General features: G+C 52.0%; 24 protein-coding genes and 1 riboswitch. Of the genes, 14 read left to right on the forward strand and 10 right to left on the reverse strand.

What is annotated here, in order from left to right:
- The first annotated feature begins 50 nt into the window (after window positions 1-50).
- Window positions 51-1,094, forward strand: coding sequence for an aldose epimerase family protein (locus C7T94_RS10475; protein ID WP_107215297.1), 1,044 nt, complete (start codon window positions 51-53; stop codon window positions 1,092-1,094).
- A gap of 2 nt (window positions 1,095-1,096) precedes the next feature.
- Window positions 1,097-1,492, forward strand: coding sequence for a DUF1398 domain-containing protein (locus C7T94_RS10480; protein ID WP_107215298.1), 396 nt, complete (start codon window positions 1,097-1,099; stop codon window positions 1,490-1,492).
- Here the strand turns inward: C7T94_RS10480 and C7T94_RS10485 are convergent.
- From C7T94_RS10485 to ribD, 4 genes are read right to left on the reverse strand one after another with little or no spacing between them, the layout of a single operon-like run.
- Window positions 1,487-2,344, reverse strand: coding sequence for a nucleoside phosphorylase (locus tag C7T94_RS10485; protein ID WP_107215299.1), 858 nt, complete (start codon window positions 2,342-2,344; stop codon window positions 1,487-1,489). The two genes, C7T94_RS10480 and C7T94_RS10485, sit on opposite strands and share 6 nt — an antisense overlap.
- A 26-nt stretch (window positions 2,345-2,370) precedes the next feature.
- Window positions 2,371-2,985, reverse strand: a complete 615-nt coding sequence (locus C7T94_RS10490) for an IMPACT family protein (RefSeq protein WP_107215300.1) — start codon at window positions 2,983-2,985, stop codon at window positions 2,371-2,373.
- Entirely contained in the window at window positions 2,975-3,841 is an 867-nt protein-coding gene (locus C7T94_RS10495; protein WP_107215301.1) for an EamA family transporter, read from the reverse strand. The genes C7T94_RS10490 and C7T94_RS10495 overlap by 11 nt, the downstream gene beginning before the upstream one ends.
- Entirely contained in the window at window positions 3,838-4,893 is a 1,056-nt protein-coding gene (gene ribD, locus C7T94_RS10500; RefSeq protein ID WP_107215302.1) for a bifunctional diaminohydroxyphosphoribosylaminopyrimidine deaminase/5-amino-6-(5-phosphoribosylamino)uracil reductase RibD, read from the reverse strand. The genes C7T94_RS10495 and ribD overlap by 4 nt, the downstream gene beginning before the upstream one ends.
- Window positions 4,894-4,966: 73 nt before the next feature.
- Between ribD and prmC the strand changes: the two genes are divergently transcribed.
- A complete protein-coding gene (gene prmC / locus C7T94_RS10505; protein WP_107215303.1) occupies window positions 4,967-5,821 on the forward strand; it encodes a peptide chain release factor N(5)-glutamine methyltransferase in 855 nt (284 codons plus the stop codon).
- 443 nt (window positions 5,822-6,264) lie between these two features.
- Here prmC and C7T94_RS10515 read toward each other — a convergent pair whose 3' ends face one another.
- Window positions 6,265-6,750 carry a DUF4442 domain-containing protein gene (locus C7T94_RS10515; protein ID WP_107215305.1) on the reverse strand — a complete coding sequence of 162 codons (486 nt, stop codon included), beginning with the start codon at window positions 6,748-6,750 and terminating at the stop codon, window positions 6,265-6,267.
- A 214-nt stretch (window positions 6,751-6,964) separates the two neighbouring features.
- On the opposite strand from C7T94_RS10515, the gene C7T94_RS10520 reads away from it, so the two are divergent.
- The 4 genes from C7T94_RS10520 (at window position 6,965) to C7T94_RS10540 (ending at window position 10,765) form a co-directional block, all read left to right on the forward strand.
- Window positions 6,965-7,579 carry a fasciclin domain-containing protein gene (locus C7T94_RS10520; protein ID WP_107215306.1) on the forward strand — a complete coding sequence of 205 codons (615 nt, stop codon included), beginning with the start codon at window positions 6,965-6,967 and terminating at the stop codon, window positions 7,577-7,579.
- 429 nt (window positions 7,580-8,008) lie between these two features.
- Window positions 8,009-9,232, forward strand: a complete 1,224-nt coding sequence (locus C7T94_RS10530; protein ID WP_107215308.1) for an MFS transporter — start codon at window positions 8,009-8,011, stop codon at window positions 9,230-9,232.
- A gap of 70 nt (window positions 9,233-9,302) precedes the next feature.
- Window positions 9,303-10,196 (forward strand): oxygen-dependent coproporphyrinogen oxidase, encoded by an 894-nt coding sequence (hemF, locus tag C7T94_RS10535; protein WP_107215309.1) that lies wholly within the window; start codon window positions 9,303-9,305, stop codon window positions 10,194-10,196.
- A gap of 107 nt (window positions 10,197-10,303) precedes the next feature.
- Window positions 10,304-10,765 carry a VOC family protein gene (locus C7T94_RS10540; RefSeq protein WP_239494986.1) on the forward strand — a complete coding sequence of 154 codons (462 nt, stop codon included), beginning with the start codon at window positions 10,304-10,306 and terminating at the stop codon, window positions 10,763-10,765.
- Window positions 10,766-11,408: 643 nt separating this feature from the next.
- Here C7T94_RS10540 and C7T94_RS10545 read toward each other — a convergent pair.
- The 4 genes from C7T94_RS10545 to gyrA form a co-directional block, all read right to left on the reverse strand.
- Window positions 11,409-11,975: a TlpA family protein disulfide reductase gene (locus C7T94_RS10545; RefSeq protein WP_107215310.1), complete on the reverse strand. Its 567-nt coding sequence runs from the start codon at window positions 11,973-11,975 to the stop codon at window positions 11,409-11,411.
- A 25-nt stretch (window positions 11,976-12,000) separates the two neighbouring features.
- A complete protein-coding gene (locus C7T94_RS10550) occupies window positions 12,001-13,146 on the reverse strand; it encodes a tetratricopeptide repeat protein (protein WP_107216058.1) in 1,146 nt (381 codons plus the stop codon).
- A gap of 123 nt (window positions 13,147-13,269) precedes the next feature.
- Window positions 13,270-14,361, reverse strand: coding sequence for a tetratricopeptide repeat protein (locus tag C7T94_RS10555; protein ID WP_239494987.1), 1,092 nt, complete (start codon window positions 14,359-14,361; stop codon window positions 13,270-13,272).
- A gap of 31 nt (window positions 14,362-14,392) precedes the next feature.
- A complete protein-coding gene (gene gyrA / locus C7T94_RS10560; RefSeq protein WP_107215311.1) occupies window positions 14,393-16,957 on the reverse strand; it encodes a DNA gyrase subunit A in 2,565 nt (854 codons plus the stop codon).
- A gap of 242 nt (window positions 16,958-17,199) precedes the next feature.
- Window positions 17,200-17,289: riboswitch (TPP riboswitch) on the forward strand.
- A 56-nt stretch (window positions 17,290-17,345) separates the two neighbouring features.
- On the opposite strand from gyrA, the gene thiS reads away from it, so the two are divergent.
- Genes thiS through thiH form a run of 7 tightly spaced genes read left to right on the forward strand, consistent with a single transcriptional unit; the run spans window position 17,346 to window position 23,242 of the window.
- Window positions 17,346-17,549 (forward strand): sulfur carrier protein ThiS, encoded by a 204-nt coding sequence (thiS, locus tag C7T94_RS10565; protein ID WP_107215312.1) that lies wholly within the window; start codon window positions 17,346-17,348, stop codon window positions 17,547-17,549.
- Between the two features lie 17 nt (window positions 17,550-17,566).
- Window positions 17,567-19,411 (forward strand): phosphomethylpyrimidine synthase ThiC, encoded by a 1,845-nt coding sequence (gene thiC / locus C7T94_RS10570; RefSeq protein WP_107216060.1) that lies wholly within the window; start codon window positions 17,567-17,569, stop codon window positions 19,409-19,411.
- Window positions 19,411-20,004 carry a thiamine phosphate synthase gene (locus C7T94_RS10575; RefSeq protein WP_107215313.1) on the forward strand — a complete coding sequence of 198 codons (594 nt, stop codon included), beginning with the start codon at window positions 19,411-19,413 and terminating at the stop codon, window positions 20,002-20,004. The genes thiC and C7T94_RS10575 overlap by 1 nt, the downstream gene beginning before the upstream one ends.
- A complete protein-coding gene (locus C7T94_RS10580; protein ID WP_107215314.1) occupies window positions 19,971-20,726 on the forward strand; it encodes a hydroxymethylpyrimidine/phosphomethylpyrimidine kinase in 756 nt (251 codons plus the stop codon). Before C7T94_RS10575 ends, C7T94_RS10580 begins: the two co-directional genes overlap by 34 nt.
- Complete coding sequence (thiE, locus tag C7T94_RS10585) at window positions 20,719-21,348, forward strand: thiamine phosphate synthase (protein WP_107215315.1); 630 nt, start codon at window positions 20,719-20,721, stop codon at window positions 21,346-21,348. The genes C7T94_RS10580 and thiE overlap by 8 nt, the downstream gene beginning before the upstream one ends.
- A complete protein-coding gene (locus C7T94_RS10590) occupies window positions 21,336-22,103 on the forward strand; it encodes a thiazole synthase (RefSeq protein ID WP_107215316.1) in 768 nt (255 codons plus the stop codon). The genes thiE and C7T94_RS10590 overlap by 13 nt, the downstream gene beginning before the upstream one ends.
- Window positions 22,104-22,111: 8 nt before the next feature.
- Window positions 22,112-23,242 carry a 2-iminoacetate synthase ThiH gene (gene thiH, locus C7T94_RS10595; RefSeq protein ID WP_107215317.1) on the forward strand — a complete coding sequence of 377 codons (1,131 nt, stop codon included), beginning with the start codon at window positions 22,112-22,114 and terminating at the stop codon, window positions 23,240-23,242.
- On the opposite strand, the gene C7T94_RS10600 is transcribed toward thiH, so the two are convergent.
- Complete coding sequence (locus C7T94_RS10600; protein ID WP_107215318.1) at window positions 23,239-26,238, reverse strand: DNA polymerase III subunit alpha; 3,000 nt, start codon at window positions 26,236-26,238, stop codon at window positions 23,239-23,241. The two genes, thiH and C7T94_RS10600, sit on opposite strands and share 4 nt — an antisense overlap.
- Window positions 26,239-26,242: the final 4 nt, after the last annotated feature.

Genomic DNA, 26,242 nt, shown 5'->3' on the forward strand with positions numbered 1-26,242 from the left:
TAGTTAAAAGTGTTGTACTATTGTGATCATTAAATCAAGCCACAATCACCATGAAAGTAACCCAAACGCCGACCGGAAAAAATAAAGACGGTGCGGACATCTATGCCATAGATCTGGAAAATAATACAGGTACCAAGGTAAGAATTTTTAATTACGGCACGATCATCAATTCGTTCAAAATCATCAATAAAAGCGGTCAAGAACAGGATATTGTACTTGGGTTTGACGATATTGACGGCTACCTCTCGCCGGTTTACCTTGCCAATTATCCTTACTTCGGCGCCATCATTGGCCGCTATGCAAACCGCATCGCAGGCGGGCAGATCAGTATTGAGGGGAAAACGTATGAACTGGCAAAAAACGTAGGTGGTGCCACCCTCCACGGAGGGCTTGAAGGCTTTGATAAAAAAGTGTGGGAGATTGTCGACACCATGGAGACGCCGCATGCCGGTGTCGTTCTCGGCTACACCAGTCCTGATGGCGAAGAGCAGTTTCCGGGTACGCTCGATGTTCAACTTACATTTGAGCTGACAGATCACAACGAATTGATCTTGAGTTATGAAGCTGAAACAGATGCGCCAACAGCCATTAACCTGACGCACCACAGTTATTTTAACCTGAGTCCCGAAGGCGGTTCGGTCGAGAACCACCACCAGCGTATCAATGCATCACATTACCTGGAGCAGGACGATAATTTTACGGTTACGGGAAAACTTATCGACGTAACCGGTACACACCACGATTTCAGACATGGTAAGCGCGTCGGCGAAAACTGGGATGCGGAGTTCGGCTATGACCAGACCTATGTGCTGGATAAGAAATACGGCGAACTGACCCTTGCATCCGAGACGACCGAGCCGGTAAGCGGCCTGAAATTGCAGGTCTACACCACAGAACCGGTGGCACACCTTTATACGGCAAAGTATACCGAGGTGGAGAATGGCAAAGGCGGACGCAGTTACGGTCCTTTCAGTGGCTTTTGTGTGGAAACCCAGCACCACCCCAATGGCATCAATATTGCTGACTTCCCGTCGACGGTACTGAAGCCGGGTGATGTTTATCACCAGACCACCATTTATAAAATAATCGTTTAAAGATGTTTACAGAACAGCAAATCGGCGAGGCAAACGCCCGGGTTAAAAGCGGAAAAGACTTTACGCCCTGGGCGTATGAACTAAAGGCACTCGGCGTAAAACGTGTCGATTTTTATGTCATGAACGGCCTGACCTACTATTTTGGTGAAGGCGATCACAGTGTCGAAGATGCACCGATGTACGAGCCTCGTGAAATTCCTGACGAGTCGTCGACAGAGGCACTTCAGGAGGCGCTGAAAGTGCACCAGGCGGGCGAAACCGATTATTTGACCTTTACCAGCGATGCGAGTAATGCCGGTGTCGAGAAATGGGTGGTCGACCTTGAGCTGATGACGGTTACGTATTACAATAAAGCAGGCGAGGAGATGGTCGTTGAAACGATCCAGCCTGCATCATAACCGCTCCAATACATGCTGTATGGCCCCGTCAACCACGCGCTGCGGTTCTTTTTCAAAAGCAAAACTTAGCCGGCTGGCAAGAATAGCGTTTACGGAAAGCGCCCGGTGGCCCAATACTGCCGCAAGGGCATAGATTCCGGCGGTCTCCATTTCCAGGTTACTGATCCGGTGGCCATGGTGGTTAAAACTGCTGAGCAACGGGATCAGCTTTGGTATGGTGCGCCTGGCGCGGACCGCTCGGCCCTGCGGCGCGTAAAAACCAGGAGCCGTTACCGTAATGCCGGTTGCAAGGCCCGCTCCAATCTGCTGCAACAGTCCCGGATCGGCCGGGAACAGGTAAGGCTGCAAGTGTGGTACAGCGTCGAAATGCGATTTAACGGCTGTTAACAGCGGTAGTTCGGGTCCGCTTTCATAAAACCGCATGAGTGCGTCAAGTCCCAGTCCGTAACCCGAAGCGAGGATGGTGCCCATGGGGATATCGGCCTGAATGGAGCCTGATGTGCCAATGCGTATGATATCCATCGACTGCAGCACCGGTTTCGGCTGGCGGCTTTCCAGGTCAATGTTGACCAGGGCATCCAGCTCATTCAGCACGATGTCGATGTTGTCTGTACCGATTCCCGTAGATATGACAGATACGCGCTTGTTCCCGATAAAGCCCGTATGGGTGATAAATTCACGCTTCCCCTTGCGGATATCAATGCGATCAAAGTATTTGCTCACCGATGCCACACGATCGGGGTCGCCCACGGTGATGACCGTGCCTGCCAGGTCTTCGGGCAGCAGGTTCAGGTGGTACACGCTTCCGTCAGGGTTTAAAATCAGGTCAGATTCGGAAATAGGCTTGTTCATCTGTTGTGGTGGTTCTTTTTCAGGGATCAGACAGAATAACAATATACAACTTTTAGCCCATCGATTTGGGCAACACGGCTAAGCAACCTGTTTGTAGCTGTTTGGCGCACTTCAATATCCATACTGCACTGGTTATCAAATACCTGCTCCAGGATGTGAAGGTTTTCTTCTTTGACGAGGCGCATGACCGGATTCATTTGCAGGTAATCGAACTCGAACCGGTAAATATCGTTTACGGTTCTTTCTTCAACAAGGGCTGCTGCAAGTGCTTCTGACGCTGCCGTGCGATAAGCATTGATCAGCCCAGGTACCCCCAGCAGCGTACCGCCGAAATACCTGACGACCACGATAAGTACATTGGTTACATCTGCCGACAAGAGCGCATTGAGGATCGGCCTGCCACCCGTACCGGCAGGCTCCCCATCGTCGTTGATCCTGAACACCGAACGGTCTGGTGTAAGCCGCAGTGCCGTACAGAAGTGCCGGGCTTTGGTATGCGCATCCCGAAGCTGCTGGATCTGTTCTTTTGCTTCAGCCTCCGTACGAATGGGAAATGCATACCCGATAAACTTGCTTCCGCGGTCGCGGAAAACTCCTTCGGCAGGCGCTGAGATCGTCTTATATGTATCGTTAAACAGCATAGACCTGCGATAAGGTAATCAGCACGATGGAGAGGATGGCCAGTGCAAGCCCGATATAATTGAGTCGGCTCAGCTTTTCCTTAAAGATGAGCACGCCGACTGTGGTGCCCAGTGCAATAACGCCGAAATTCATCGTCGCGAAAACGGTAGAAGGATTCTCTGCAAAAGCCCGGTGTGCCTTCAGGTAAAACACAATATTTCCAAGATTGAACAGCCCAAGAATAACACCGCAGACGAAATTGACAAGCTGCAGCTTTGTTTTTCTCCTGAGCAGCAGAACGACCAGGCTAACGAGCGACACGGCAAATGCAGCGCAGAATGCCAGAAACAGCGAACTGGTATAGGGCCGGTCCTGGATCAGCGCCATGCGTTTAAACAGCAGGTCTATAATGCCGTAGCCAAGAAAAACCAGCAACGGGTAGATCACGTTTGCACTTGCCGAGCGACTCTTTTCAGGCCGGTAAACGGTGAGGCAAATGGCCGCAAAACCTGTGGCCAGCCCAATCCATTTCCAGCCGTTAAAATGTTCGTTAAAAAGAAAAAAGGCGCCCAGTATGGAGATAAAAAGGGACAGCCGTTGTGCAATATCGGTCCGTACAATCCCCGAATGTCTTACAGAGGCCGCAAGCAGCCAGAAGACCGAGGGAAGCAGGAGACCGAGCGTGAGGGTAATGTCAAAAGCAGCCGGCTCGGTGAGTACCTTCGTACCGGGCTGGTACAGGAACCAGCTGACCACAATGGCTGTCAGGTAGTTCCAGGTAATGGCCTGCGGAATGCTGATGTGGTAACGCCGGGCCAGTTTGAGCAGCACGGAAACGGTTACGCTGCAGGTAATACTCAGTATGAAGAGGATCATAGGGATGGGTTCTTGTAAATGTTCAGTTCGTCTGCGCCAACTTCCAGCTGTTCCAGCAGCCGGCCTTGCAGGTGGGGGGCCTCCAGGCCAGCTTCCCAGGATTGCGGACCGGTAAAGACCCGGGCTTCGTCCCATAAACCTGCTTCAATAAACAAGTTTAAGATCTGAATGCCACCTTCAATGATGACAGACTGGATGTCCATCAGGTATAGCTGGTAAGCGATTTTTTGCGGAAGGTAAAACTGCATATCCTCCATAGCAATGTAATGCAGGTTGGCCTCGACATCTGTTTTATTTTCGTTAAGAATGAGCGTCCGTGCCTCGGTGTTCATGATGGGGTTCGTGGCTGGCACTCCGAGCTGGCGGTCTACCAGAATACGGACCGGATTCCTGCCTGCCGTTTCCCGCACCGTTAGCAGGGGCCGGTCGGCCAGGGCAGTGCCTTTGCCAACCAAAACTGCGTCTTCTTCGGCACGCCATTGGTGTACGAGTCGTTTCGCCTCCCGGCCGGTAATCCAGCGCTGTGCGCCATCGCGCGGAGCAAAGAGACCATTGGCCGTTTGGGCCCATTTCAGAATAATATAGGGTCGCTGTCTGCGTATGCGTGTAAAAAAACGCCGGTTAAGCCAGGTGCAGGCACCTTCTTCTATGCCCCATTGTACCTGTATGCCTGCCTGCTGCAGTTTTTCAATGCCTTTCCCGTTCACCGCCTCGAAAGGGTCCCGATTGCCAATAAGCACAGCTTTTACGCCATGCCGCACCAGCAGGTCGGCACAGGGCGGTGTTTTGCCAAAATGTGCGCAGGGTTCGAGGTTCACGTAAACAGTCGCTTCGCGGAGCAGTTGGTTACCCTGCTCCTCGCCAAATTTTTCAAGTACCGACCTGACTGCGTTGACCTCTGCGTGCGCCTGTCCGAAAGCATGGTGATAACCCTCGCCAATAATGGCGTCGCCGGCTACAATGACGCAGCCAACAAGCGGGTTGGGACTCACATTCCCTGCACCTTTCAGCGCCAGTTCAAGGCACCTCGTCATATAAGTCTGATGGTTCACGGTGCAAAGGTAGGCAAAGAACGGAACAAGAAAAGAAAGCCGGTCAACCGCAGGAAAATTTTACTTTTGCAGCATGAAAATACGCGACCTCCAGCAGGAATATATCAGGCAGTTATCCAACCTGTATGCACGAGACGAGGCAGCAACCATCTTTGCTGAATTTACGATGCACCATCTCCGGCTGGACCGTGGCGGTTATCTGCTGGCGCTTGGAAGCCATGCTGACGCGGATTTCATTGACCTTGCCAGGCGTGCGCTTACTCGCCTGGCAGGCGGATCCCCTTTACAGCAGCTTACCGGGCAGGCACATTTTTACGGCCTCGAATTTACCGTTAATGAACATGTGCTCATTCCGCGGCCCGAAACAGAAGAGCTCGTTGACTGGGCCATAAAGACCGTCGCGGAAAAAACGCAGGATGGTTCCGGACTGTCTGTCATGGACTTTTGCACGGGAAGCGGTTGCATTGCGGTTGTGCTGAAACACAAACTGCCGGCAGCGGCGGTCTCAGCCCTCGATATTTCGGAAGCGGCGCTGAAAGTGGCCAGGGGTAATGCAAGCCGGTACCAGACCAACATCCGGTTCCTATGCGCAGATGTTTTGGCGTATGAAACCGGTCAGCCATTCGACGTCATGATCAGCAATCCACCTTACATTCCCGATGCTGACCGGTCCTCGCTTCACATTAACGTGCTGATGCATGAACCGGAGCTGGCCTTGTTCGTGCCCGACAATGATGCACTCGTGTTTTATAAAGCAATCGCTGCCATAGCCGCTCAGGACCTGAAGAAAGGCGGTTACCTGTTCTTTGAAATCAATCCGGATTATTCAGGGGAACTCCTGGAGCACCTCACCCTCTCAGGCTTCAGTCATGTGGAATTGCGTCAAGACATGCATGGAAAAGACCGCATGATACGGGCCAGGAAATAATTTTCGATTTATTTATGGAAAGTCTCAGGCAGTGGCATCTTACCTGTTGGCGGTTACGTCCGCGACCTATACGTATAAACCAATGAAACATTCTTCTGTTTACAGATTGGCCTTGACGGCCGCTGGACTGTGCTTAACGGTCTTGCAGGCACGCTCTCAGCAAAAAACTGAACCGCGGCTGCATCCTGATACGGCTGCTGGCTTGAACACCATTTGGCTCTTTACAAAAACATTGCCCGGGGAGGGCACAGCGATGCCCGTTCGACGGCTGGATGGGTTTTACAGCAATATGCCCGTGAGGAAAGATCCCAATAACTTTTATAGCCCGATGCCGGTGGCTGGCCTTAAGAAGGTCTTCAGTCCTGATACGGTCTCGAAAAATCGCGGGGCAGAAAGCGGCAGGTTAAAATTTCATTTTCCCGCCGGTCCCGGTCGCAGGTAAACTAGTATGCCACGGCCGCTGCTTCGCCCTGGTGCAGGTTCCTGATGTAAACTTCGTTTAAGACACTTGCACAAAGTTCGCCCGCATTGTTGGTAATCTCCATGGGATATGCTTTTACAAATTTGCCGTTACTGCGTAGCGTCGCGTCTGCTTCAGCGAGCATTTCATCGGTAATACTGATGGTGAAATAAAGCGAGCCACGGCCCGGCTTGAGGTACTGGATCGATGCACTTTTGAGCCAGACCCTGACCTTGAAACCGCGGCGTTGCAGCAGCTGGTCGAATAAAATGGCGTAAAACGGGTCGGTGGCGGCATAGATTGTACCGCCGAAGATCGAGCCGTTGTAATTTTTGTTAAGAAAACTTTTGGCAATTTTGACCGTCACGCTCCGGTAATCGGGCGAGAACTTTTTTACCCAGATCCGCTGGAAGAACAGGGGAGGGTAAAGGCGCATGGCCCATTTTAGGGTGTTGGGTGAAACCTGCATCGCTCTAAAGATCATAAACATTTACCGGCTTTTAAAGTTTGGAAACGATCTTTCCTGTCGGTTCGTGCGTTGGGCGGTATCTGTACCAAAACGGTCCGGCCAGGCGAGATGGCACGTGGGCACTTAAACCAATACCGCTCAAACAAAGCAGAGAAAATGCTGTTGTGCTAATCGACCGAACCACGACCAAGGTTGGTCTGTCACCACGCCGAACATGAAAAAATTGATAATCAACTGCCTCATTCCTGCCGGAATACTGATTGGCTGTGGCGCATGCCAGTCAGGTCAGCGCGCCGGCGCTACCGATACGCTGATAGCCACCCATGAAACCGACACGACCATGAACATGGCCGATACAACGATGAGCCGCGACACGGCGGTTGGCGTTATGGTTGGAGGGGCCATACTGAAGCCAGACCAATCCCTGATTAAAAACCTGACGGAATCGAAAGACCATACCATTCTGGCTTCGGCGATCAACTCAGCCGGCCTTACCTCGCTATTGAACGGCAAGGGCGCGTTTACGCTGTTTGCGCCGACCAATGCCGCTTTCGGTAAAATCCAGGCTGCAAAATTTGAACAACTGATGTCTGCAGCACAACGGAGTAAGCTTAAAGCACTGCTCGAAGCGCATATCGTTGCAGGCCGCTATAAATCGGCCGATCTGAAAGAAGGCTTGGAGCTGAAAACCATTTCAGGCGGCATGTTAAAGATTACCTTGAAAGATGGAAACTGGTGGGCAAACAGTGCACGCATCACCATCCCCGATATCGTGTCGGCCAACGGCCTTCTCTTCGTAACAGACGGCATTGCCGCATCGGTAAAATAAGACATGAAGCTTTGGTAAAAAGAACCATGCAGTTTTTTTAAGCCCTTCAAAACTAAATTGCTGCCTGTTCGTTTATATTATCGTAACAAAATTTGAACCTATGAAAAGAACAATGTTAAGTCTTGCTTTTATTGCCTCACTGGCTGTGGGCATTTCAGCATGCAGTTCGTCAAAAGATATGTCAAACAGTTCTGACAGCACCGCGACGGACTCTACCTCAACGACCACTCCAACGTCGGATACGTCGGGAACGACTACACCGCCTACCACACCTCCAGATACCACCAAGACTCCACCTATGTAGTCTTTCGGTAGCCTGAAAGTATGCGAAGCCCCGGGAATTCCCGGGGCTTTGTTCGTTTAAGCGCAGTTGAATTTGATGCGGTTCAATCCTGGAAATTGCGTAATTTTCGCAACCAAACTTTAAAAATGACCCCCGCTTCATCCAATCGCAACATCGGTTTCCTGGTTCTTGTTGCCTCGCTTGGCTACTTTGTTGATATTTACGACCTCCTGCTCTTCCTGATCATAAAAAACAAAAGCCTGGCCGAAATTGGCGTGCCTGCGGCCGAAATTACCCAGACCGGTCTGTACCTGATGAACTGGCAAATGGCAGGCCTGCTGGCAGGAGGTTTTCTTTGGGGCATCCTTGGCGATAAAAAAGGCAGGCTGTCTGTGCTTTTCGGCTCAATTCTCATGTATTCTGCAGCCAATATCCTAAACGGCTTTGCGTATGATGTGACCAGTTATGCCGTACTGCGTTTCATAGCTGGTGTTGGCCTGGCCGGAGAGCTGGGTGCCGGCATTACCCTGGTCAGCGAAAGCATGAGCAAAGAGAAACGTGGTTACGGGACCATGCTGGTTGCTGGTATTGGTTTAAGCGGCGCAGTCGCGGCCTATTTTGTGGGCGACCTTTTCCATTGGCGTACGGCATTTTTTGTAGGCGGCGGCCTTGGGCTGCTCCTGCTGCTCTTGCGGGTAGGGGTGTATGAGTCAGGCATGTTTCGAAGCATGGAAAAAGGCCGGGCCGAAAAAGGCAATTTCTTCATGCTTCTTGCTTCGCGAAAGCGGCTCTTTAAATACCTGAACTGCATTCTGATCGCTGTTCCACTTTGGTTTGTGGTGGGCATCCTGGTCGGAATTGCGCCCGAATTTGGCAAGGCGCTGAATTCCAAAGATATGTTAGACAGCGGCAAAGGGGTTATGTTTACCTATATCGGCATTTCTTTGGGCGATTTTCTGACCGGTGCGCTCAGCCAGCTGTTTCGGACCCGGAAAAAAATCGTTTTCGTGTTCCTGACGCTGACGTTCCTTGCTATCCTCTATTATCTTTTTTCCAATCAGCTTACCGCAACGGGTTTTTACACCCTGTGTGTGGTTTTCGGTATTTTTACAGGTTATTGGGCAGTGTTTGTAACCATCGCGTCAGAGCAGTTCGGAACAAACATCCGGGCCACTGTAACCACCACCGTACCGAATGTGGTGCGCGGCTCGCTGATTCCGGTTACCATGCTGTTTACCTGGCTTCGTGGCAGCATGTGCATTGTGAACGCGGCGCTCGCAGTGGCGGTGCTAACCGTAGCGCTTGCGTATATCGCCCTTTACAACCTGGATGAAACCTATGGCCGTGATCTGGACTTTATCGAGGAGTAGTAAATGTCAAAAGATTGTACTATCAAATTCCGGGGCTGTTTTAGCGCTTTTTTGGGTGTAACTTTGGCTTATGTTTAAAGAGCAGGTAGATAGCCTGTACCGGCAGGTACAGGATGAGATTTGCGCCGGACTGGAACAGGCCGACGGAAAAGGAAAATTCCAGGAAGAATTATGGGAACGCGAGGGGGGAGGCGGGGGCCGCACCCGGATCATGCAGGGCGGCGCAGTGATCGAGAAAGGCGGCGTAAATTTTTCTGCTGTGCATGGAAAACTGCCTGATTCTGTGAAAAAAGCCTTCAGGGTTGACGCCGAAGATTTTTTTGCTACAGGCGTTTCGATCGTGATTCACCCGGTTCACCCGTTGGTTCCGATCATCCATATGAACATCCGTTATTTTGAGATGGATGAAAACACCCGCTGGTTTGGCGGCGGCATAGACCTGACGCCGCACTATGTGTTTGAAAATGATGCGCGATTTTTTCACCATCAGCTCAAAAAGACCTGCGATGCCTATGATCCAGGCTTTTATCCGCGCTTCAAGGCGCAGGCAGACGACTACTTTTTTATTCGCCACCGCCAGGAAACCCGCGGCATAGGAGGGATCTTTTATGACCGCCTGAAACCTGACAATACCGGGCTGGACTGGTCAAAGATCCTGGACTTTTCGGTTGATGTGGGTCGTACTTTTCTGCCCGTTTATACGGAATTGATTGACCGGAACCGCGACCGCGATTTCACAGAGCAGCAAAAACAATGGCAATACCTGAGGCGCAGCCGTTATGTGGAATTTAACCTGGTATACGACTCGGGAACGAAATTCGGACTGGAAACAAACGGGCGGATCGAGTCAATCCTGATGAGCCTGCCGCCGCAGGCGAACTGGGCTTACAACCACCAACCGAATGCGGGGTCTGATGAGGCGCATACGCTGGCTCTATTGAAAAAGGGCATTGATTGGCTATAAGGCACGCCGCCACCGTAAATGTCTGAAATGCCCCGGATAAATGTCGCAGCTGCACGCATGCAGCCGGTTTATCGTCTCTAACTTTGCTGGTGCACTTAACATACAGCATGATGTCAAAATTTACGACTTTTTTATGGTCTGACCGCGATCCAGAGGCGGTGGCAAATTATTATGTTAACATATTCAAAGACAGCAAAATCACGTCGAGCATGATGGGGCCTGACGGCAAGGCTTTAGTCGTAGCGTTCGAGTTGAACGGGTCTGCATTTGCAGCCCTCGGCGGCGGCCCGGCCCGGCATTTTACAGAGGCCGTTTCATTTATGGTTCCTTGTGCTGATCAATCAGAGATCGATTATTACTGGAACGCGCTGATTGCCGATGGCGGTGAGCCTTCTATGTGCGGCTGGCTGAAAGACAAATTTGGCGTTTCCTGGCAAATAACGCCACCGCGGCTGGTCGAACTCATGAGTGACCCGGACCGAAAAAAAGCAGATGCCGTGATGCAAGCCATGATGCAAATGCGTAAGCTCGATCTGGCTGTGATTGAGCAGGCCTATGCCGGCACTTAAGTTAGGGGCTTACACTGATCATTCATAGTAATTTCCTGCCAGCTTTGCCTTGAAATGAGCAAGCAGTTTCGGACAGGTTCGGCATTGGCCTGTTGCAGTCATTGCTGATTCATGTTTGCCGGGCTGCGGCGGCAATTTCCAAAATATCAGCCACGTAGCGACAAATGCCTTCGCGTCTTATGGGGCGATCCTGGTACATTGTATGATTAAGTGTGCCACAGGCTGACCCTTGGTAATCCCTTGATGGCAGGCATCCAGACAGCGTGTTGATGCAGATTAACCCAAGTAACTTATCTTATTAGACTCCGGTTGTCTTATAATTAATATTATGTTAAGTTCCTGTCTTGTTTGCCCTTTCTCCTGAAGTTATCAAATGCAAAAAAGATTTTTTGAGTTAAGATAGTCAGTGAAACGATAACGCCATGGTGTGCTGTCTGAAAAATTTTCTGGTCATCGTTGTATGCACGATGGTACTTCGAAAGAATTCAATGCCTGATCTGAGTCGTTAGGGAATTTGTCGGCAAAGTGCTCACTATCTGTCCAGACTGATCGTTAGGCCGAGGGCCGAAACAGCCGTCGGTCGCCGAATGATCAAAGACAAGAATTGATGCGTTAGCCAGCGCGTGCTGTTTCCCCTTAGGCATTACTCGGACTTTTCATTTTCTTTTCCCCGGCGCAGCTCAGCACGAATGGCTTGTTCCAGCATGGGAATGGTCTGGTCTGATAAACCCGCAGTGACAAATGACACCGTACCATCTTTGGCAATTACAGCATGCGTAGGGTATCCTTTTACGCCCTGCTGCTGCGCAAAACCCCTACCCGATGGCACGATTCGGTAATCAAATGCTACGTCGTCTTTAGCCAGGAACTGCTTCAACGCTGCAGCGCCGTCGTTTGCAACAGCCAGGAAAATAACGCTGTCTGTCTTGTACTTTTTAACGAGCGTATTTAATTCGGGCATTTCGGTACGGCATGGTGCGCAATTGATGAACCAGAAGTTCAGCACGTAGACCGTACCCCGCGGTGCGGTCAGGTCATAACTGATGCCTTGCAGATCGGTCACGATCGATCCGGCGAAAGGTTTGCCTTTTACGATATTGACCGGGTAATAAGAAGGTGTGCGCTGTGCAATCACAGTACCCGACGAGCACAGCAAAAGCAGCAATAATGTATACCTGAAATAATTTGTTGGAAATTCTTTGTTAGGCATGTCGGTGTCTGGTAAAAACGGGTTTTTAAAGTTCCTGCAGTTTCTGTTTCAATTCCTGCACTTTGTCCAGGCTGTTTTTCCGTGAGTAAATCTCGATAAGCAGCTGGATCGTTTGCCGGTCGTTCGGGTTCACTTCATGCGCATGCATGAGCGAAAGCTGCGCCCGGTTAATGAGCGAATTAAATTGTTCCAGGTTCTTGGTGGCGCCCCTGATCGATTCATTGGCGCTGTTGATATAAGCCAGTCCGAGTTGGTATAGTGCATCAAAATAGTTCTGGTCCAGGTCAATGGCTTTGTTATACGCGAGTTGTGCGGTCTGGTTGTTATTCTTTGTGGTTTGCTGCAGGTAGCCATACAGATAATAGAGCAATTTGCTGGTCTTTTCTACTTTCAGGGTCGCATCGATAACGGTCGTTGCTTTTTCAAATTTCTCATTGTCGAGCAACAGGTTGATGTAATCGTTATTCAGAAAGGTATTGAACGGGTTTACGCTGATGCCCTTCTCTAAAATCCTGATCGCATCTTCTGGAAGGAATTTAGCTGAATAGATATAGGCCATATTTTGGAAGACCGCCGGGTTCTTTACTCCGTTTTCTATGCCGCGGTTAAAATACACCAGCGCTTCGTCATAGTTTTTCATGTTTTGTGCAGCGATGGCGGCATTGACAGCGAGCGCCGTATCTTTTGGCAGGAAGTCGCTCACGGCTTTGAGCTCATCGAAAGCGGCTTTGAAATCATTTTCTTTAAATGCCGTATTGCCCTTGTCCTGACGTTTAATGTAAATGTTGTGCACAGAGGCCGCGATCAGACCAGAATTGTCCTGGAAGCGGTCCAGCCGTTTGGCCGAATCAATTGCCGCCTGAGCCATCTTGAAGTGGCGGTCTGAATTCGCCTCATCTTTGTCCAGAATCGCAACGTACGATGCCAGGTAAGCATTAATAGCCCATGTCTCAGGGTATTTCCGGGTTTTACGGTCCTTGCTTGCATTTTCGCTGGCTTTAATGCCTTCACCAAGAATGCCAAGCTGGGTCTTTTCATCTGCCTTATTGGAAATGGCCGCCTGGAGCTTGCCTACGGCATTCTTTGCAACAAGCAGTTGGGTGGTCTGTGCAGCCGCCGGGAAATAAGCTGCGAGCGTCAGGATCAGGAAGAGGTATCGGTTGTGTTTCATCGGTAACGCAGTTTTCATGCGCCGGCAGGATTTCACTGCGGCTGGTTCTGGATGTGTGCAAACAAAATTAAAAAAAAAGAGGGACAATTTTGCTTGTCCCTCTCTCCTTTTCAACCAGTCAGATTAATTGGCCGGTAAGGCTGCGATCTGCTTTTTGATTGCCTCGTAGTTGGCATTGTCGTTTTTAAAACCGTAAATCTGCTGCAGACTTTCAAGCGCTGCGCGGTTTTTCGGATCAAGTTCAGCTGCTTTCTTGTAATATGGCAAGGCCTGGTCAATCAGCCCAACGAGCTTTTTATCTGCTGCAGCGATCTCCTTCGTTTTTTTGATGTCGATTTTGTTCTTTGCTGCCTGTGCCGCCAGTGCCTGTTTGTAATAAACATCACCTTTCAGGTACTGGTACATCGAATTGTTCGGGTTCTTGGCCAGCAGTTTGTCGATCATCTCTTCAGACTTGGCAATGTCGCCCTTGTTGATGTAGTACTGCGTCTCTACCTGGACGAAGTAATCATCAGTCGGGAATTTCGCAGCTGCTTCTTTGGCAATGGCTACGGCAGCAGCGGTGTCTTTTAAGTGGTTCATGCTCAGGTTAACCATCTCACTGTAGGTTTCCTTTGCATCTGCCGTATTAAAAGCTGCGTACTTTTTGTAATTTGCTATCGCTGCTGGATAATCCTGAACCAGGCTCGCCATTACGGCCGCGTTCTTGAACATGGCAGTATCTTTAGGATTGATAGCCGTGATCTGCTCAAAATATTTTTGCGCGTTTTTATAGTCCTTTTTGTTGTAAGCGGTATAAGCGCGAACCTTTACAGCGTTTTGAATGTTGACTTCTGCAGTAGCAATTGCTTCTTTCTCCGCATTTTTAGTGTCCAGTTCCTTGGTTTTCGCTAAGGCTTCTTCAGCAACTTTCTGGAATGACTCAGAGTTCTGCAGGTTAACCGTGTCCACGACAGCGATGGCAGAAGCAAATAATGCCTTGTGCGACCAGGCATCCGGAGCGGTTTTGGTTTTCTCATGAACAGTTGCGGCTTCAGCATGTTGCAATCCGGCTTTGAGATCGTTCAGCTTTTTATCAAGCGCCACTGAGTTGTTACCTGCGGAGATCTGGAACAAGTTCCAGGCATTCTTCGCTTGAGTGATCTCACTTTTCTGTGCAAATGCAATACTGGCTGATCCAGCAAGCAATATGGTTAAAAGTGTTTTGTTCATCATGTTATCTACTTTGTTTGTATGAATTTAGCAATTATTCTTCAGTTTCAGCCGGTGCATCGCCATTCTGAGCATCACCTTCCGATTGCCCTTCAGGCATTCCAGCCGGGTTTTCTGTCGCATTTTCTTCTGCGGCATCGTCCTCATGCTCAATCTTGGCCACAGATGCGATCTCGTCATCACCCTTCAGCGTGATCAGCCTGACACCCTGCGTTGCCCGACCCATGACCCTCAGTTCGCTTACCGCAATGCGGATAACGATGCCTGAGCGGTTAATGATCATCAGGTCTTCTGCGTCAGTTACGTCTTTAATGGCCACCAGTTCGCCGGTTTTATCGGTGACGTTAATGGTCTTCACGCCTTTACCGCCCCTGTTTGTAACGCGATAATCGTCGATGTCAGTACGTTTGCCGTAACCTTTTTCTGAAACAACCAGTACGGTTACGTCCGGATTGTTCACAGCAATCATGCCAATTACCTCGTCTTTTTCATGTGCAAGCGTTACCCCGCGCACACCGGTTGCCGTACGGCCCATCGGCCTGACGGTCGCTTCATTGAAACGAATGGCCCGGCCGGAGCGCAGTGCCATCACGATCTCGCTCGCGCCGTCAGTCAGGCAGGCTTCGAGCAGCTGGTCACCTTCGTTGATGTTAATGGCGTTAATGCCGTTAACCCTCGGACGTGAGTAGGCCTCGAGCGAAGTCTTTTTGATGGTGCCCTGACGGGTACACATGATAATGTAATTGTTCTCGAGGTACTCCTGATCCTTCAGGTTCTTCACCTTGATGTAGGCCTTGATCTTTTCTTCTTTAGGAATGTTGATGATGTTCTGAATGGCCCGGCCCCTGCCCGTCCGGTTCCCTTCCGGGATTTCGTAAACGCGCAGCCAGAAACAGCGTCCTGCCTCGGTAAAGAAGAGCATGTAATTGTGGTTGGTTGCAACGAGCAGGTGTTCAATAAAATCTTCGTTCTTCGAAGTACCTCCTTTTGAACCCTTTCCGCCGCGGCCCTGAGTCCGGTATTCTGTAGCCGGGGTGCGTTTAATGTAGCCTTCGTGCGAGATGGTGATCACGACTTCTTCGTCTTCGATAAAGTCTTCCATGCTCATGTCTTCGCCCGAATGTACGATCTGTGTACGGCGCTCATCACCATATTTTTCGCGGATCTCGAGCAGTTCGTCTTTGATGATTTGCATACGCAGACCTTCATCAGCCAGAACAGACTTCAGGTAGTCGATGGTTTTCATCAGTTCCGCATATTCTTCCTTGATCTTGTCGCGCTCCAGTCCGGTAAGCCGGCGCAGCGTCATGTCGAGAATGGCACGCGCCTGGATATCGCTCAGACCAAACTGGTCCATCAGCCCCTGGCGGGCATCTTCCGGCGTAGCCGAATTTCTGATGAGCCGGATCACCTCGTCCAGGTGGTCCAGTGCGATCAGCAAACCTTCCAGGATGTGTGCGCGTTTTTCGGCCTCTGCCAGCTCAAACCGGGTACGGCGAATCACCACCTCATGGCGGTGCTCGACGAAATATTTGATCAGGTCTTTCAGGTTCAGCAACTGCGGCCGTCCTTTAACCAGGGCAATATTGTTTACGCTGAATGAGGTTTGCAGCGCTGTTTGTTTATACAGGTTGTTTAAAACGATAGAGGCGTTCGCGTCGCGTTTAATCTCGTATACAATACGTATTCCGTCCTTGTTCGACTCATCTTTGATGTTCGAAATGCCTTCGATCTTTTTCTCACCGACCAGTTCAGCAGTGCGCTCGATCATCTGCGCTTTGTTAACCTGATATGGGATTTCGGTTACAATAATGACTTCGCGGTCACGTATCGTCTCAATCTCAGCCTTGGCGCGCATGACCACCCGGCCGCGGCCGGTTTCGAAGGCCTGCTGTACGCCGGCATACCCATAAATGATACCTCCCGTCGGGAAATCCGGAGCTTTGATGAATTTCATCAGCTCTGCAATGCTGATTTCGGTGTTGTCTATATAATTAACGGTGGCATCAATGGTTTCGGTTAAGTTGTGCGGAGCCATGTTGGTGGCCATACCTACAGCAATACCCGAGGCACCGTTGACAAGCAGGTTGGGTATTTTGGCTGGCAGAACGGTTGGTTCGCGCAGCGAGTCGTCAAAGTTCAGCTGGTAATCGACCGTATCCTTATTGATATCGGCCAGCATTTCCTCTGCAATTTTCGCAAACCGGGCTTCTGTGTAACGCATGGCCGCCGGGCTGTCGCCGTCAATGTGGCCAAAGTTACCTTGTCCGTCTACCATCGGGTACCGCAGGCTCCAGTCCTGCGCCATACGCACCATGGTATCGTAAACCGAAGAGTCGCCGTGTGGATGGTATTTACCCAACACCTCGCCTACGATACGCGCAGATTTCTTGTGTGGTTTGGTGCTTGTTACACCCAGATCCAGCATACCGAACAATACCCGCCGGTGTACGGGCTTCAATCCGTCACGAACGTCGGGCAGCGCCCGCGATACGATTACCGACATCGAATAATCGATGTAGGCGGATTTCATTTGTTCTTCTATATTAATCGGGATAATGCGGTCGTGTTGTGCCTGATTTTCTAAATCTTCTGCCATATACTGTCTGGTCCCGCTGGGGGCGTATTTTTAAGGTTGTTCTATAACCTTGCGAATTTAGCAAATTATTGCCGTATTGGGGTAATGTTGAAAAGTTTTACGTATCGCCACAGACCGGCTGCAGATCGTGTCGCAGATCGCTTAAAAAGATGGTTTTCAGCGAATTTATAAAGGCATAGGATTGGTCAAAACTGATAAAAATCAAAAAAGTGTTTGCATCCCTGTTCCTTATCTTTACCTTTGAAAGACTTTAGGGGTGCCGTTGCGCTGAGATAATACCCTTCGAACCTGATGCAGTTAGTACTGCCGCAGGGAAAAGTAAGCTGCCTTTACGTGTGCTTTCTGCATGCGTCATGCTGGTCGCTCCTGAAGTATAAATGTACCAGGAATGATCATCACACTCAACAACAATTCTTTGGAAATTGCCCCGGGCACCAGTCTGGAAGCGGTGGTTGCCATGTATTCTGGCCAGGAAACGCTTGGCATTGCCGTTGCCGTCAATGAACTGGTTATTACCCGTCAGCAGCATGCCGCTTACCAGCTAAAACCCGGCGACCAGGTCTTGATTGTCAAAGCCACACAAGGAGGTTAATCATGCAACAAAACAGCATGCGTACAACACGCAAAGAAGACCAGGTGCCCGAAACGGCAGGCATCTCGACCGGACCGGTGTCCGGTTCACGGAAAATTCATGTACCGGGAACCCTGTTTCCCGACATCCGCGTGGCCATGCGCGAAATTATCCTGAGCCCTACCCGGCTCAGTAACGGGCAAACCGAACCCAACGAGCCGGTAACGGTGTATGACTCGAGCGGGCCCTATACCGATGCCGCTGCCGCCATTAATATCCGCGCCGGCTTGCCGAAGCTGCGCGAATCATGGATTTTGTCGCGGGGCGATGTCGAGATGCTTCCGGGCATCAGCTCTGCCTACGGTCGTGAGCGCGCTGCCGATTCCAGCCTGGATGCCCTGCGGTTTACCCATGTTTCCAGGCCGCTCCGTGCCGCCGCGGGCGCAAATGTTACCCAGATGCACTATGCAAAGCGGGGTATCATTACGGCGGAAATGGAGTACGTGGCCATCAGGGAAAACCAGCGTTTGGAAGAACAGCGCGCGACGGGACAGCTTTTGCACCAGCACCAGGGACACAGTTTCGGCGCAAACACCCCAGTGGGGTCAATTACTCCTGAATTTGTGCGCCAGGAAATTGCTGCGGGCAGGGCCATTATCCCAAACAACATCAATCATCCTGAAAGCGAACCCATGATCATAGGCCGGAACTTCCTGGTCAAAATAAACGCAAATATCGGCAACAGCGCCGTGACCTCATCTATAGAGGAGGAAGTGGAAAAAGCGGTCTGGGCCTGCCGTTGGGGTGCCGACACGATCATGGATCTTTCTACCGGTAAGAATATTCATGAGACCCGTGAGTGGATCATCCGCAACTCGCCGGTTCCGATCGGTACGGTCCCTATTTACCAGGCGCTTGAGAAGGTAAACGGCAAGGCAGAGGACCTGAACTGGGAGATTTTCCGCGATACGCTCATCGAACAAGCCGAACAGGGTGTATCGTATTTCACCATTCATGCCGGCGTGCTGCTGCGTTACATTCCGCTTACGGCAAACCGGCTCACCGGAATTGTCTCGCGCGGGGGCAGCATCATGGCGAAATGGTGCCTGGCCCATCACCAGGAAAACTTCCTGTATACGCATTTCGGGGAGATCTGCGAGATCATGAAAGCGTACGATGTAGCTTTCTCGCTCGGAGACGGTCTTCGCCCCGGCTCCATTGCCGATGCCAACGATGCGGCGCAGTTTGCCGAACTCGAAACGCTTGGCGAGCTTACCACGCTTGCCTGGGAACATGATGTGCAGGTTATGGTTGAAGGACCCGGCCATGTGCCCATGCACCTGATCAAAGAAAACATGGACAAGCAGCTGGCTACCTGTAAAGAAGCGCCCTTCTATACACTCGGCCCGCTCACCACCGATATAGCGCCCGGTTACGACCACATTACCTCGGCCATCGGCGCGGCGATGATCGGTTGGTTCGGTACGGCCATGCTTTGTTATGTAACCCCCAAAGAGCACCTCGGACTGCCAAATCGCAAAGATGTTAAAGACGGCGTCATTACCTATAAGCTTGCCGCGCATGCCGCAGACCTGGCAAAGGGCCATCCGGGTGCACAATACCGCGACAATGCCCTGAGTAAGGCACGTTTCGAATTCAGGTGGGAAGACCAGTTCAACCTCTCGCTGGATCCGGATACAGCCCGCGAATACCACGACGAAACACTCCCGGCTGAAGGGGCTAAAGTGGCACACTTCTGTTCCATGTGCGGGCCCAAGTTCTGCTCCATGAAGATTACTCAGGAAATACGGGATTCTGCCGCGGCCGGACTTTTCGAAAAGGCCGAAGCGTTTAAAAAGCAGGGCAGCGAAATTTACCTGTAATGCTAGTCGTTGTCTCGCATCCGGATTTGGTTCACAACGAACTCGCCCAGGTAAACCAGATGTTCGCTGCGGGCATGGAATACTTCCACCTGCGTAAGCCCGGTCTGTCCAGGTCGGGGCAGCTGGCCTATCTGGCGGGTATCAGGCCGGAGTTCAGGAACCGGGTTGCCCTGCACCAGCACCACGACCTGGCTGAACAAGCGGGTACCCGCAGGCTGCATGACCGTACAGAGGCAAGGCATAGCCGAAGCCGTTTCGAGCCTGACATTGTGTATTCGACCTCTGTTCATGCAGGCGACACCGGCCTGCCACCCGGGCACCAATACAGCTATGCATTCTTTGGTCCGGTATTTCAGAGCATTTCCAAGCCGGGGTACGGTGCAGGCGGCAACCAGGTCTCGGCACCGCCTCTGCCGCAGATCAGAATGGTGGCCATTGGCGGGATAACCGGAAACAACTGCAGCGAGCTGCTGCACAGGGGATTTGCAAGCATTGCGGTGCTTGGCAGCATCTGGCAGGCCGGCGATCCCGTCGCAGCTTATTTAAGTATACAAGAAACATGGAACAAGAAAGACCCCTGGTCATCAGTATAGCCGGTTACGATCCCAGCGGCGGTGCGGGTGTACTTGCCGATGTCAAGACATTCGAGCAGCTGCACTGCCAGGGCCTGGCCGCATTGTCTGCCCTTACGGTGCAAACGCCAGCGACCGTTATTTCAGTTAACTGGCTGTCGCTGGCCCAGATTCTGGCGCAGGTAACGCCCTTGCTGGCGGCTTGCAGGGTTGGGACAGTGAAGATCGGGCTGGTGCGGGACATGCCCCTGCTGGCCGCGCTGCTGGAAGCGCTTCACGCGCTGAAGCCTGGTCTACGGCTGGTCTGGGACCCGGTGCTTCAAAGCAGTTCTGGCTTTACGCTCTTTGAACTGCCCGGGCGGGACGAAATTGCCGCTGTTTTAAGCCGAATGACCCTGCTTACACCAAATGCCGGCGAAGCCTGCGCCCTATCTGCCACAGCAGATCCTTTCCATGCAGCGGCATCGCTCTCCAGACACACGGCCGTATTGCTTAAAGGCGGGCATCTGGAGGCCAGCCGCGGCACTGACTACCTGTTCCAGGACGGTGAACTCAGGGCTACTTTTTTACCAGGGGAAACAAGGCTCTGGCCAAAGCACGGGTCTGGCTGTATTTTTTCAAGCGCCGTTGCAGCCGGCCTGGCCCGTGGACTGGATCTGCAAAACGCCTGCAGCACCGCTAAACACTATACCGAAAAACGCCTGGCCAGTCACCCGGGCCTGCTTGCTTACCACGATGAATAGAGTACAATACATTTCGCAGGGCGAAACAAACAAAGAACAGCTGCGCCATATAACCGAGGTACTGGACGCAGGATGCGGCTGGATACAGCTCCGGCACAAAAACGGAGGTGAAGATGAGCGTAGACGTCTGGCCGAACAGGTAAGGCAGCTTTGCTCCGGGTACGGCGCTACCTTTATTGTCAATGACCACCCTGAACTCGCCTTTGAAACAGGTGCAGACGGTGTGCATCTTGGCCTGTCAGACGTGGCGGTGGGTACAGCGCGCATGCGGCTTGGCACCGGCAAGATCATTGGCGGCACAGCCAATACCCTCGAAGACGTTCTGCAGCGTGTGGCAGAAGGCTGCGACTACATTGGTTTAGGTCCCTTTGCTTATACCACCACAAAAGCAAAACTCAGTCCCATCCTCGGGCTGGAGGGGTATCAAAGAATGCTTAAGGCGCTGGGCTCGGCCGGGACGGTCATACCCATTTATGCAATCGGCGGAATCACACTGGCCGACCTCCCAGCGCTTGCGGCAAGCGGTATTGCTGGTGTAGCAGTGTCGGGACTGTTGAGCCGTTCGAAAGATAAGCGTCAAACAATCAACATAATAAACGAATTACTGACATGTCAATATTAACGATAGCTGGAAAATCATTTGGTTCGCGCCTGTTCCTGGGTACGGGCAAATTTGGCAGTACCGCGCTTATGGAACAGGCTGTGCTGGCTTCGGGATCTGAATTGGTAACGGTCGCCTTGAAACGCATCGGGTCCGGAGAAAACGACGAAATGATCCGTTCCCTTGACCATCCGGGCATCAGCCTGCTGCCCAACACATCGGGCGCAAGGAATGCACGCGAGGCAATCTTTGCTGCAGAGCTGGCCCGGGAGGCACTGGAAACAAACTGGCTCAAACTGGAAATACACCCTGACCAGAAGTACCTGCTCCCTGACGCGGTAGAAACGCTGAAGGCTACAGAGGCCCTGGCCAGGCTGGGTTTTATTGTCTTGCCCTACATCCATGCGGACCCGGTGCTTTGCAAACAGCTCGAGGAGGCCGGAACGGCCGCGGTCATGCCGCTCGGCGCCCCGATCGGCACGAACAAAGGGTTGAAGACACTTGACTTTCTTGAGATCATCATTGAACAGAGCCGGGTGCCGGTCATTGTTGATGCGGGAATTGGTGCGCCCTCGCACGCCGCCCGGGCCATGGAGATCGGTGCAGACGCGGTTCTCGTCAATACAGCGATCGCGGCAAGCGGCGATCCAGCGGGTATGGCAGCTGCATTCCGGCTCGCCGTGGAAGCCGGCCGGATGGCCTATGAAGCCGAGCTGCCAGCCATAAACCGCGCCGCTGAAGCCAGCAGTCCTTTAACCGCTTTTCTTAACCATTAATTTTGGCCATGTTCACAGCACTTTTTGATTCGTACAACTGGGAAGAAGTCAAAGTGAGTATCCTCGGCAAAACGGCAAATGATGTGGAGCGGGCGCTGGCCCGCAGCAAACGCTCGCTTGAAGATTTCAAGGCGCTGATCTCGCCGGCCGCGGCCCCCTACCTCGAAGAAATGGCCCGGCAAAGCCAGGAGTTAACGCGTCAGCGCTTCGGCCGTACCATCCAGATGTACGTGCCCCTCTACCTGAGCAATGCCTGCCAGAATATTTGCACGTATTGCGCGTTCAGCCTGGACAACAAGATACCCCGAAAAACGCTCGATGCTGCGGGTATCCTCGCTGAGGCCGCCGTGATCAGGCAAATGGGCTATGAACATGTGCTGCTGGTTACCGGCGAGGCAAACCTGACTGTTGGCGTGGATTATCTGCAGCGAGCCCTTCGGCTGCTCAAGCCGCATTTTTCTCAACTGTCTATGGAAGTGCAGCCGCTTGACCAATCTGACTATGAAGTACTTATACCCGAAGGTTTGCATGCCGTGCTTGTTTACCAGGAAACTTACCACCGGGATAATTACCGCAAACACCATCCTAAAGGAAAGAAGTCCAATTTCAATTACCGGCTCGAAACGCCCGACCGCTTAGGCAAAGCAAACGTGCACCGCATTGGCCTGGGCACGCTGATCGGCCTTGAAGACTGGCGAACAGATTGTTTTTTCACCGCCCTGCACCTGCGGTACCTGGAGAAAACCTATTGGCAGACCCGGTTTTCGGTTTCCTTTCCGCGGCTGCGTCCTATTGAACTGGAAGGGCAACCCAGCCCTTTGACGTTCGACACACACATGAGTGACCGGGAACTGGTGCAGCTGATCTGCGCCTGGCGGTTGTTCAGCTCTGAACTGGAAATCTCACTTTCCACCCGGGAGGAACAGCGTTTCAGGGATCATGTGATCGGGCTTGGCGTGACCAGCATCAGTGCCGGCTCCCGTACAAGCCCGGGCGGTTATACCGCCCCCGCACAGGAGCTCGGGCAGTTCGAAATTTCAGACGAGCGGAGTCCGGCCGAGATTGCTGAGATGATCAGGAAACGCGGCTACGAACCGGTCTGGAAAGATTGGGATCGCAGTTTTCTAACGCAGACTTAACCGGCTGCTGCCGGGTTAAGGCGGATATCAAGTTTGGCAAACTGCTGCACCTCGACCGATGGTACACCGAAATCTGCGATGACCTTGCCAAGAATCAGGTAACAACCCCGCCCCCGGAACGGATAACCGTTCGAGGCGCCGGGAAAATGTACCGTATCGAAAAAATCGCCGGCAGCGTCCAGGAAGGTACCAAACCACATTTTTCCGTTATTGCGCATGCGAACGGGTTTTTCACATACATAATTGCCCACCATTTTTACCGTCTGCCCTATTTTTTCGCGCAGCCGGGCAGCCGGCACATCGCCGCGGTAGCTGGTCTTTAACAGGCTGAACATGTCGACGCCGAGCGGATAACCCAGCAATTCAAGCTCATTGTAGGCATCTTCCAGTTCTGAATGCTCGAGCTCGGGTAAGGTGAATGTTTTTTTTGCCAGTTCGAACAGTTCGGGGACCTTGCTCATTTGCGGTCTATGGCCCAAAAAATCGTGAATGTCCCAGAGTAGTTCTTTCTTGGTTCGGCCGGTAAACCGCAGAGCCCCGAGCCTGGCCAGGATCAGCGCCTGCTCAAGGCCGGTCTGGCTGCGCTTCAGAAAATCGCCCAGGTTACGAAACTTTCCGCCGGCTGTGCGCTGTTCCACGATGGAACAGGCCACTTTTTTTTCCAGGCCCTGAATCCCTGCGAAGCCAAGCCAGACATCGTTCCCGGTTATACTGACCTGAATTTCGCTCTGGTTAACGCAGGGTAAATGCACGCGCGCGCCGGTTTTCTTCAGTTCGTGCACATACACCCAGCGTGGGTAAAAGCCCCCGTAATTGTTGAGAACGGCTACCATGAATTCTTTCGGGAAATATGTTTTCAGGTACAGGCTCTGGTAACTTTCTACGGCAAACGACGCCGAGTGTGCTTTTGAAAAACTGAAGCCGGCAAAAGATGAGACCTGTCGCCAGACCTCGGTAATGGTGCTTTCATCACGGCCCAGCCGGCGGGCGCTGTCAAAGAAGCGCTGCACGAGTTTTGCAAACTCTTTCTCTGAGCGGAACTTTCCACTCATGGCCCTGCGCAGCACATCAGAATCGGACAGGTCAAGGCCGGCAAAATGATGGCAGATTTTGATCACATCTTCCTGGTATACCATGACGCCAAAAGTCTCCTTCAGATGCGTTTCCATAACCGGATGTAAGTATTTAACCCCTTCCGGATTGTGGTAATTCTCGATATAGGTCTTCATCATGCCAGAGCCCGCCACTCCCGGCCTGATGATCGAACTGGCGGCTACCAGGGTCAGGTAATCGCTGCAATTCAGTTTGCCGAGCAGCTGCCGCATGGCCGGCGATTCGATATAGAAACAGCCGATGGCCTGTGCGTTGCGCAGGTTTGCATTGAGCAGCGGATCCTGTTTGAACGACTTGAAGTTGTGGATATCGACTGTTTGCTGCCGGTTTTCCCTGACCAGCTCTACTGCTTCGCGAATGTGCCCGATTCCGCGCTGGCTCAGCACGTCGAATTTTTCAAAACCGATCTCCTCGGCCTCATACATGTCCCACTGCACGGTTGGCAGACCTTTGGGTGGCAGATCAAGCGCCGTGTAATAACTCAGGGGCTCCTCAGAAATGATGATGCCCCCTGAGTGGATGGAACGCTGGTTGGGCATTTTGCGCAACCGTTCATACACCCGCATGATGCGTTGGAACATCGCATTTTCCCTGTGCAGTCCGGACCGCGCCGGGTCGCTGAATTCATCTATTTCAGACTTGGGCAGGCCCAGGACCTTACCGATTTCCCGGATAACGGCCCGGTCGCCGAAGGTGCTCATGGTTCCCAGCAGCGCTACGTGCTCAGAACCATATTTCCCGAACATGTACCGCTGTACCTCTTCGCGCTCATTCCAGGCGTAGTCAATATCAAAATCGGGCGGACTGCTGCGTTGTTCATTCAGGAATCGCTCGAAGTACAGGTCCAGGTCCATGGGGTCAACATCGGTGATCTTCAGGCAATATGCAACGATGCTGTTTGCGCCGGAGCCCCGGCCAACGTGGTAGAACCCGCGTGAGGTCGAAAAACGGATCATGTCATAAACGATCAGGAAGTACGAAACGAACTCCAGTTTCTCGATCACAGCGAGCTCTTTTTCAACGCGGGCCCGTGCTTCCCTGTCGTCGGCGGCATAACGGTACGGGAAGGCTTCGTAGGTAAGTTTTCTGAGCAGTGAACGGTCGTCTTCGGCACTCCCGGTAAAGTGTTTTTTATTTTTCGCCTTCGGTTCTTCCAGGTAGCCAGACAGGTCACAGTTATCTACCAGCCGGCGGGTGTTTTCGCAGATAAAGGGATAGCTGGCATAACTGGCGGCCAGTTTTTCCGCTGTCATAAACCGCTCGTCGGGGCGGCACTTCCGGGTATCGTCTACCTTTGCAAGCAAAGTATTGCAATCAATGGCCCGCAGGTACTCATGCAGCCGGTAGTCGTACTTGTCGCGAACGGTTACGGGTTGCCAGCACACCAGTTTCGATTTCAGTTCTGCGTTGAGTTTGCCGTAGAGTTGGTTCAGTTCGTCTGCCCGAATGCCGACGTATTCATGTGCAAGCAGGTCGGCGGGCGCCTGGCGGAAGGGATAAATGATAAAAACTTCGCTCAGCACCGGAGCACGGCTACCGAATGGTTCCCCGCGCAGCTGGTAATCGGTGAGGTGGCTGTTTAACTGTCGCATGCCTTCCCTGCTGCGCGCAATGCCGACATAGCGGCAGTTGTTATCGGCGCGGAAATCGATCCCGGTAATGGGCTTAAGCTGATAGGCAGGCTCGAAGTCTTCTTTTTCAGTTTGTGCCGTGCCCCGGGCCAGTTTGGCGCAGCGCCTGATGAAACGCAGGGCGCCCGTAGCGTTGTTGATGTCTGTCAGTGCGAAGGCCCCGATGCCGTGCAATTTCGCCTCCTGCACCAGGTCTTCAATGTCCATGATGCCGTAACGCAGGCTGTATTGAGAATGTACGTTCAGGAACATGGTA

Origin of the sequence: Pedobacter yulinensis (genome assembly GCF_003029735.1) — a bacterium.
GTDB lineage: Bacteria > Bacteroidota > Bacteroidia > Sphingobacteriales > Sphingobacteriaceae > Pedobacter > Pedobacter yulinensis.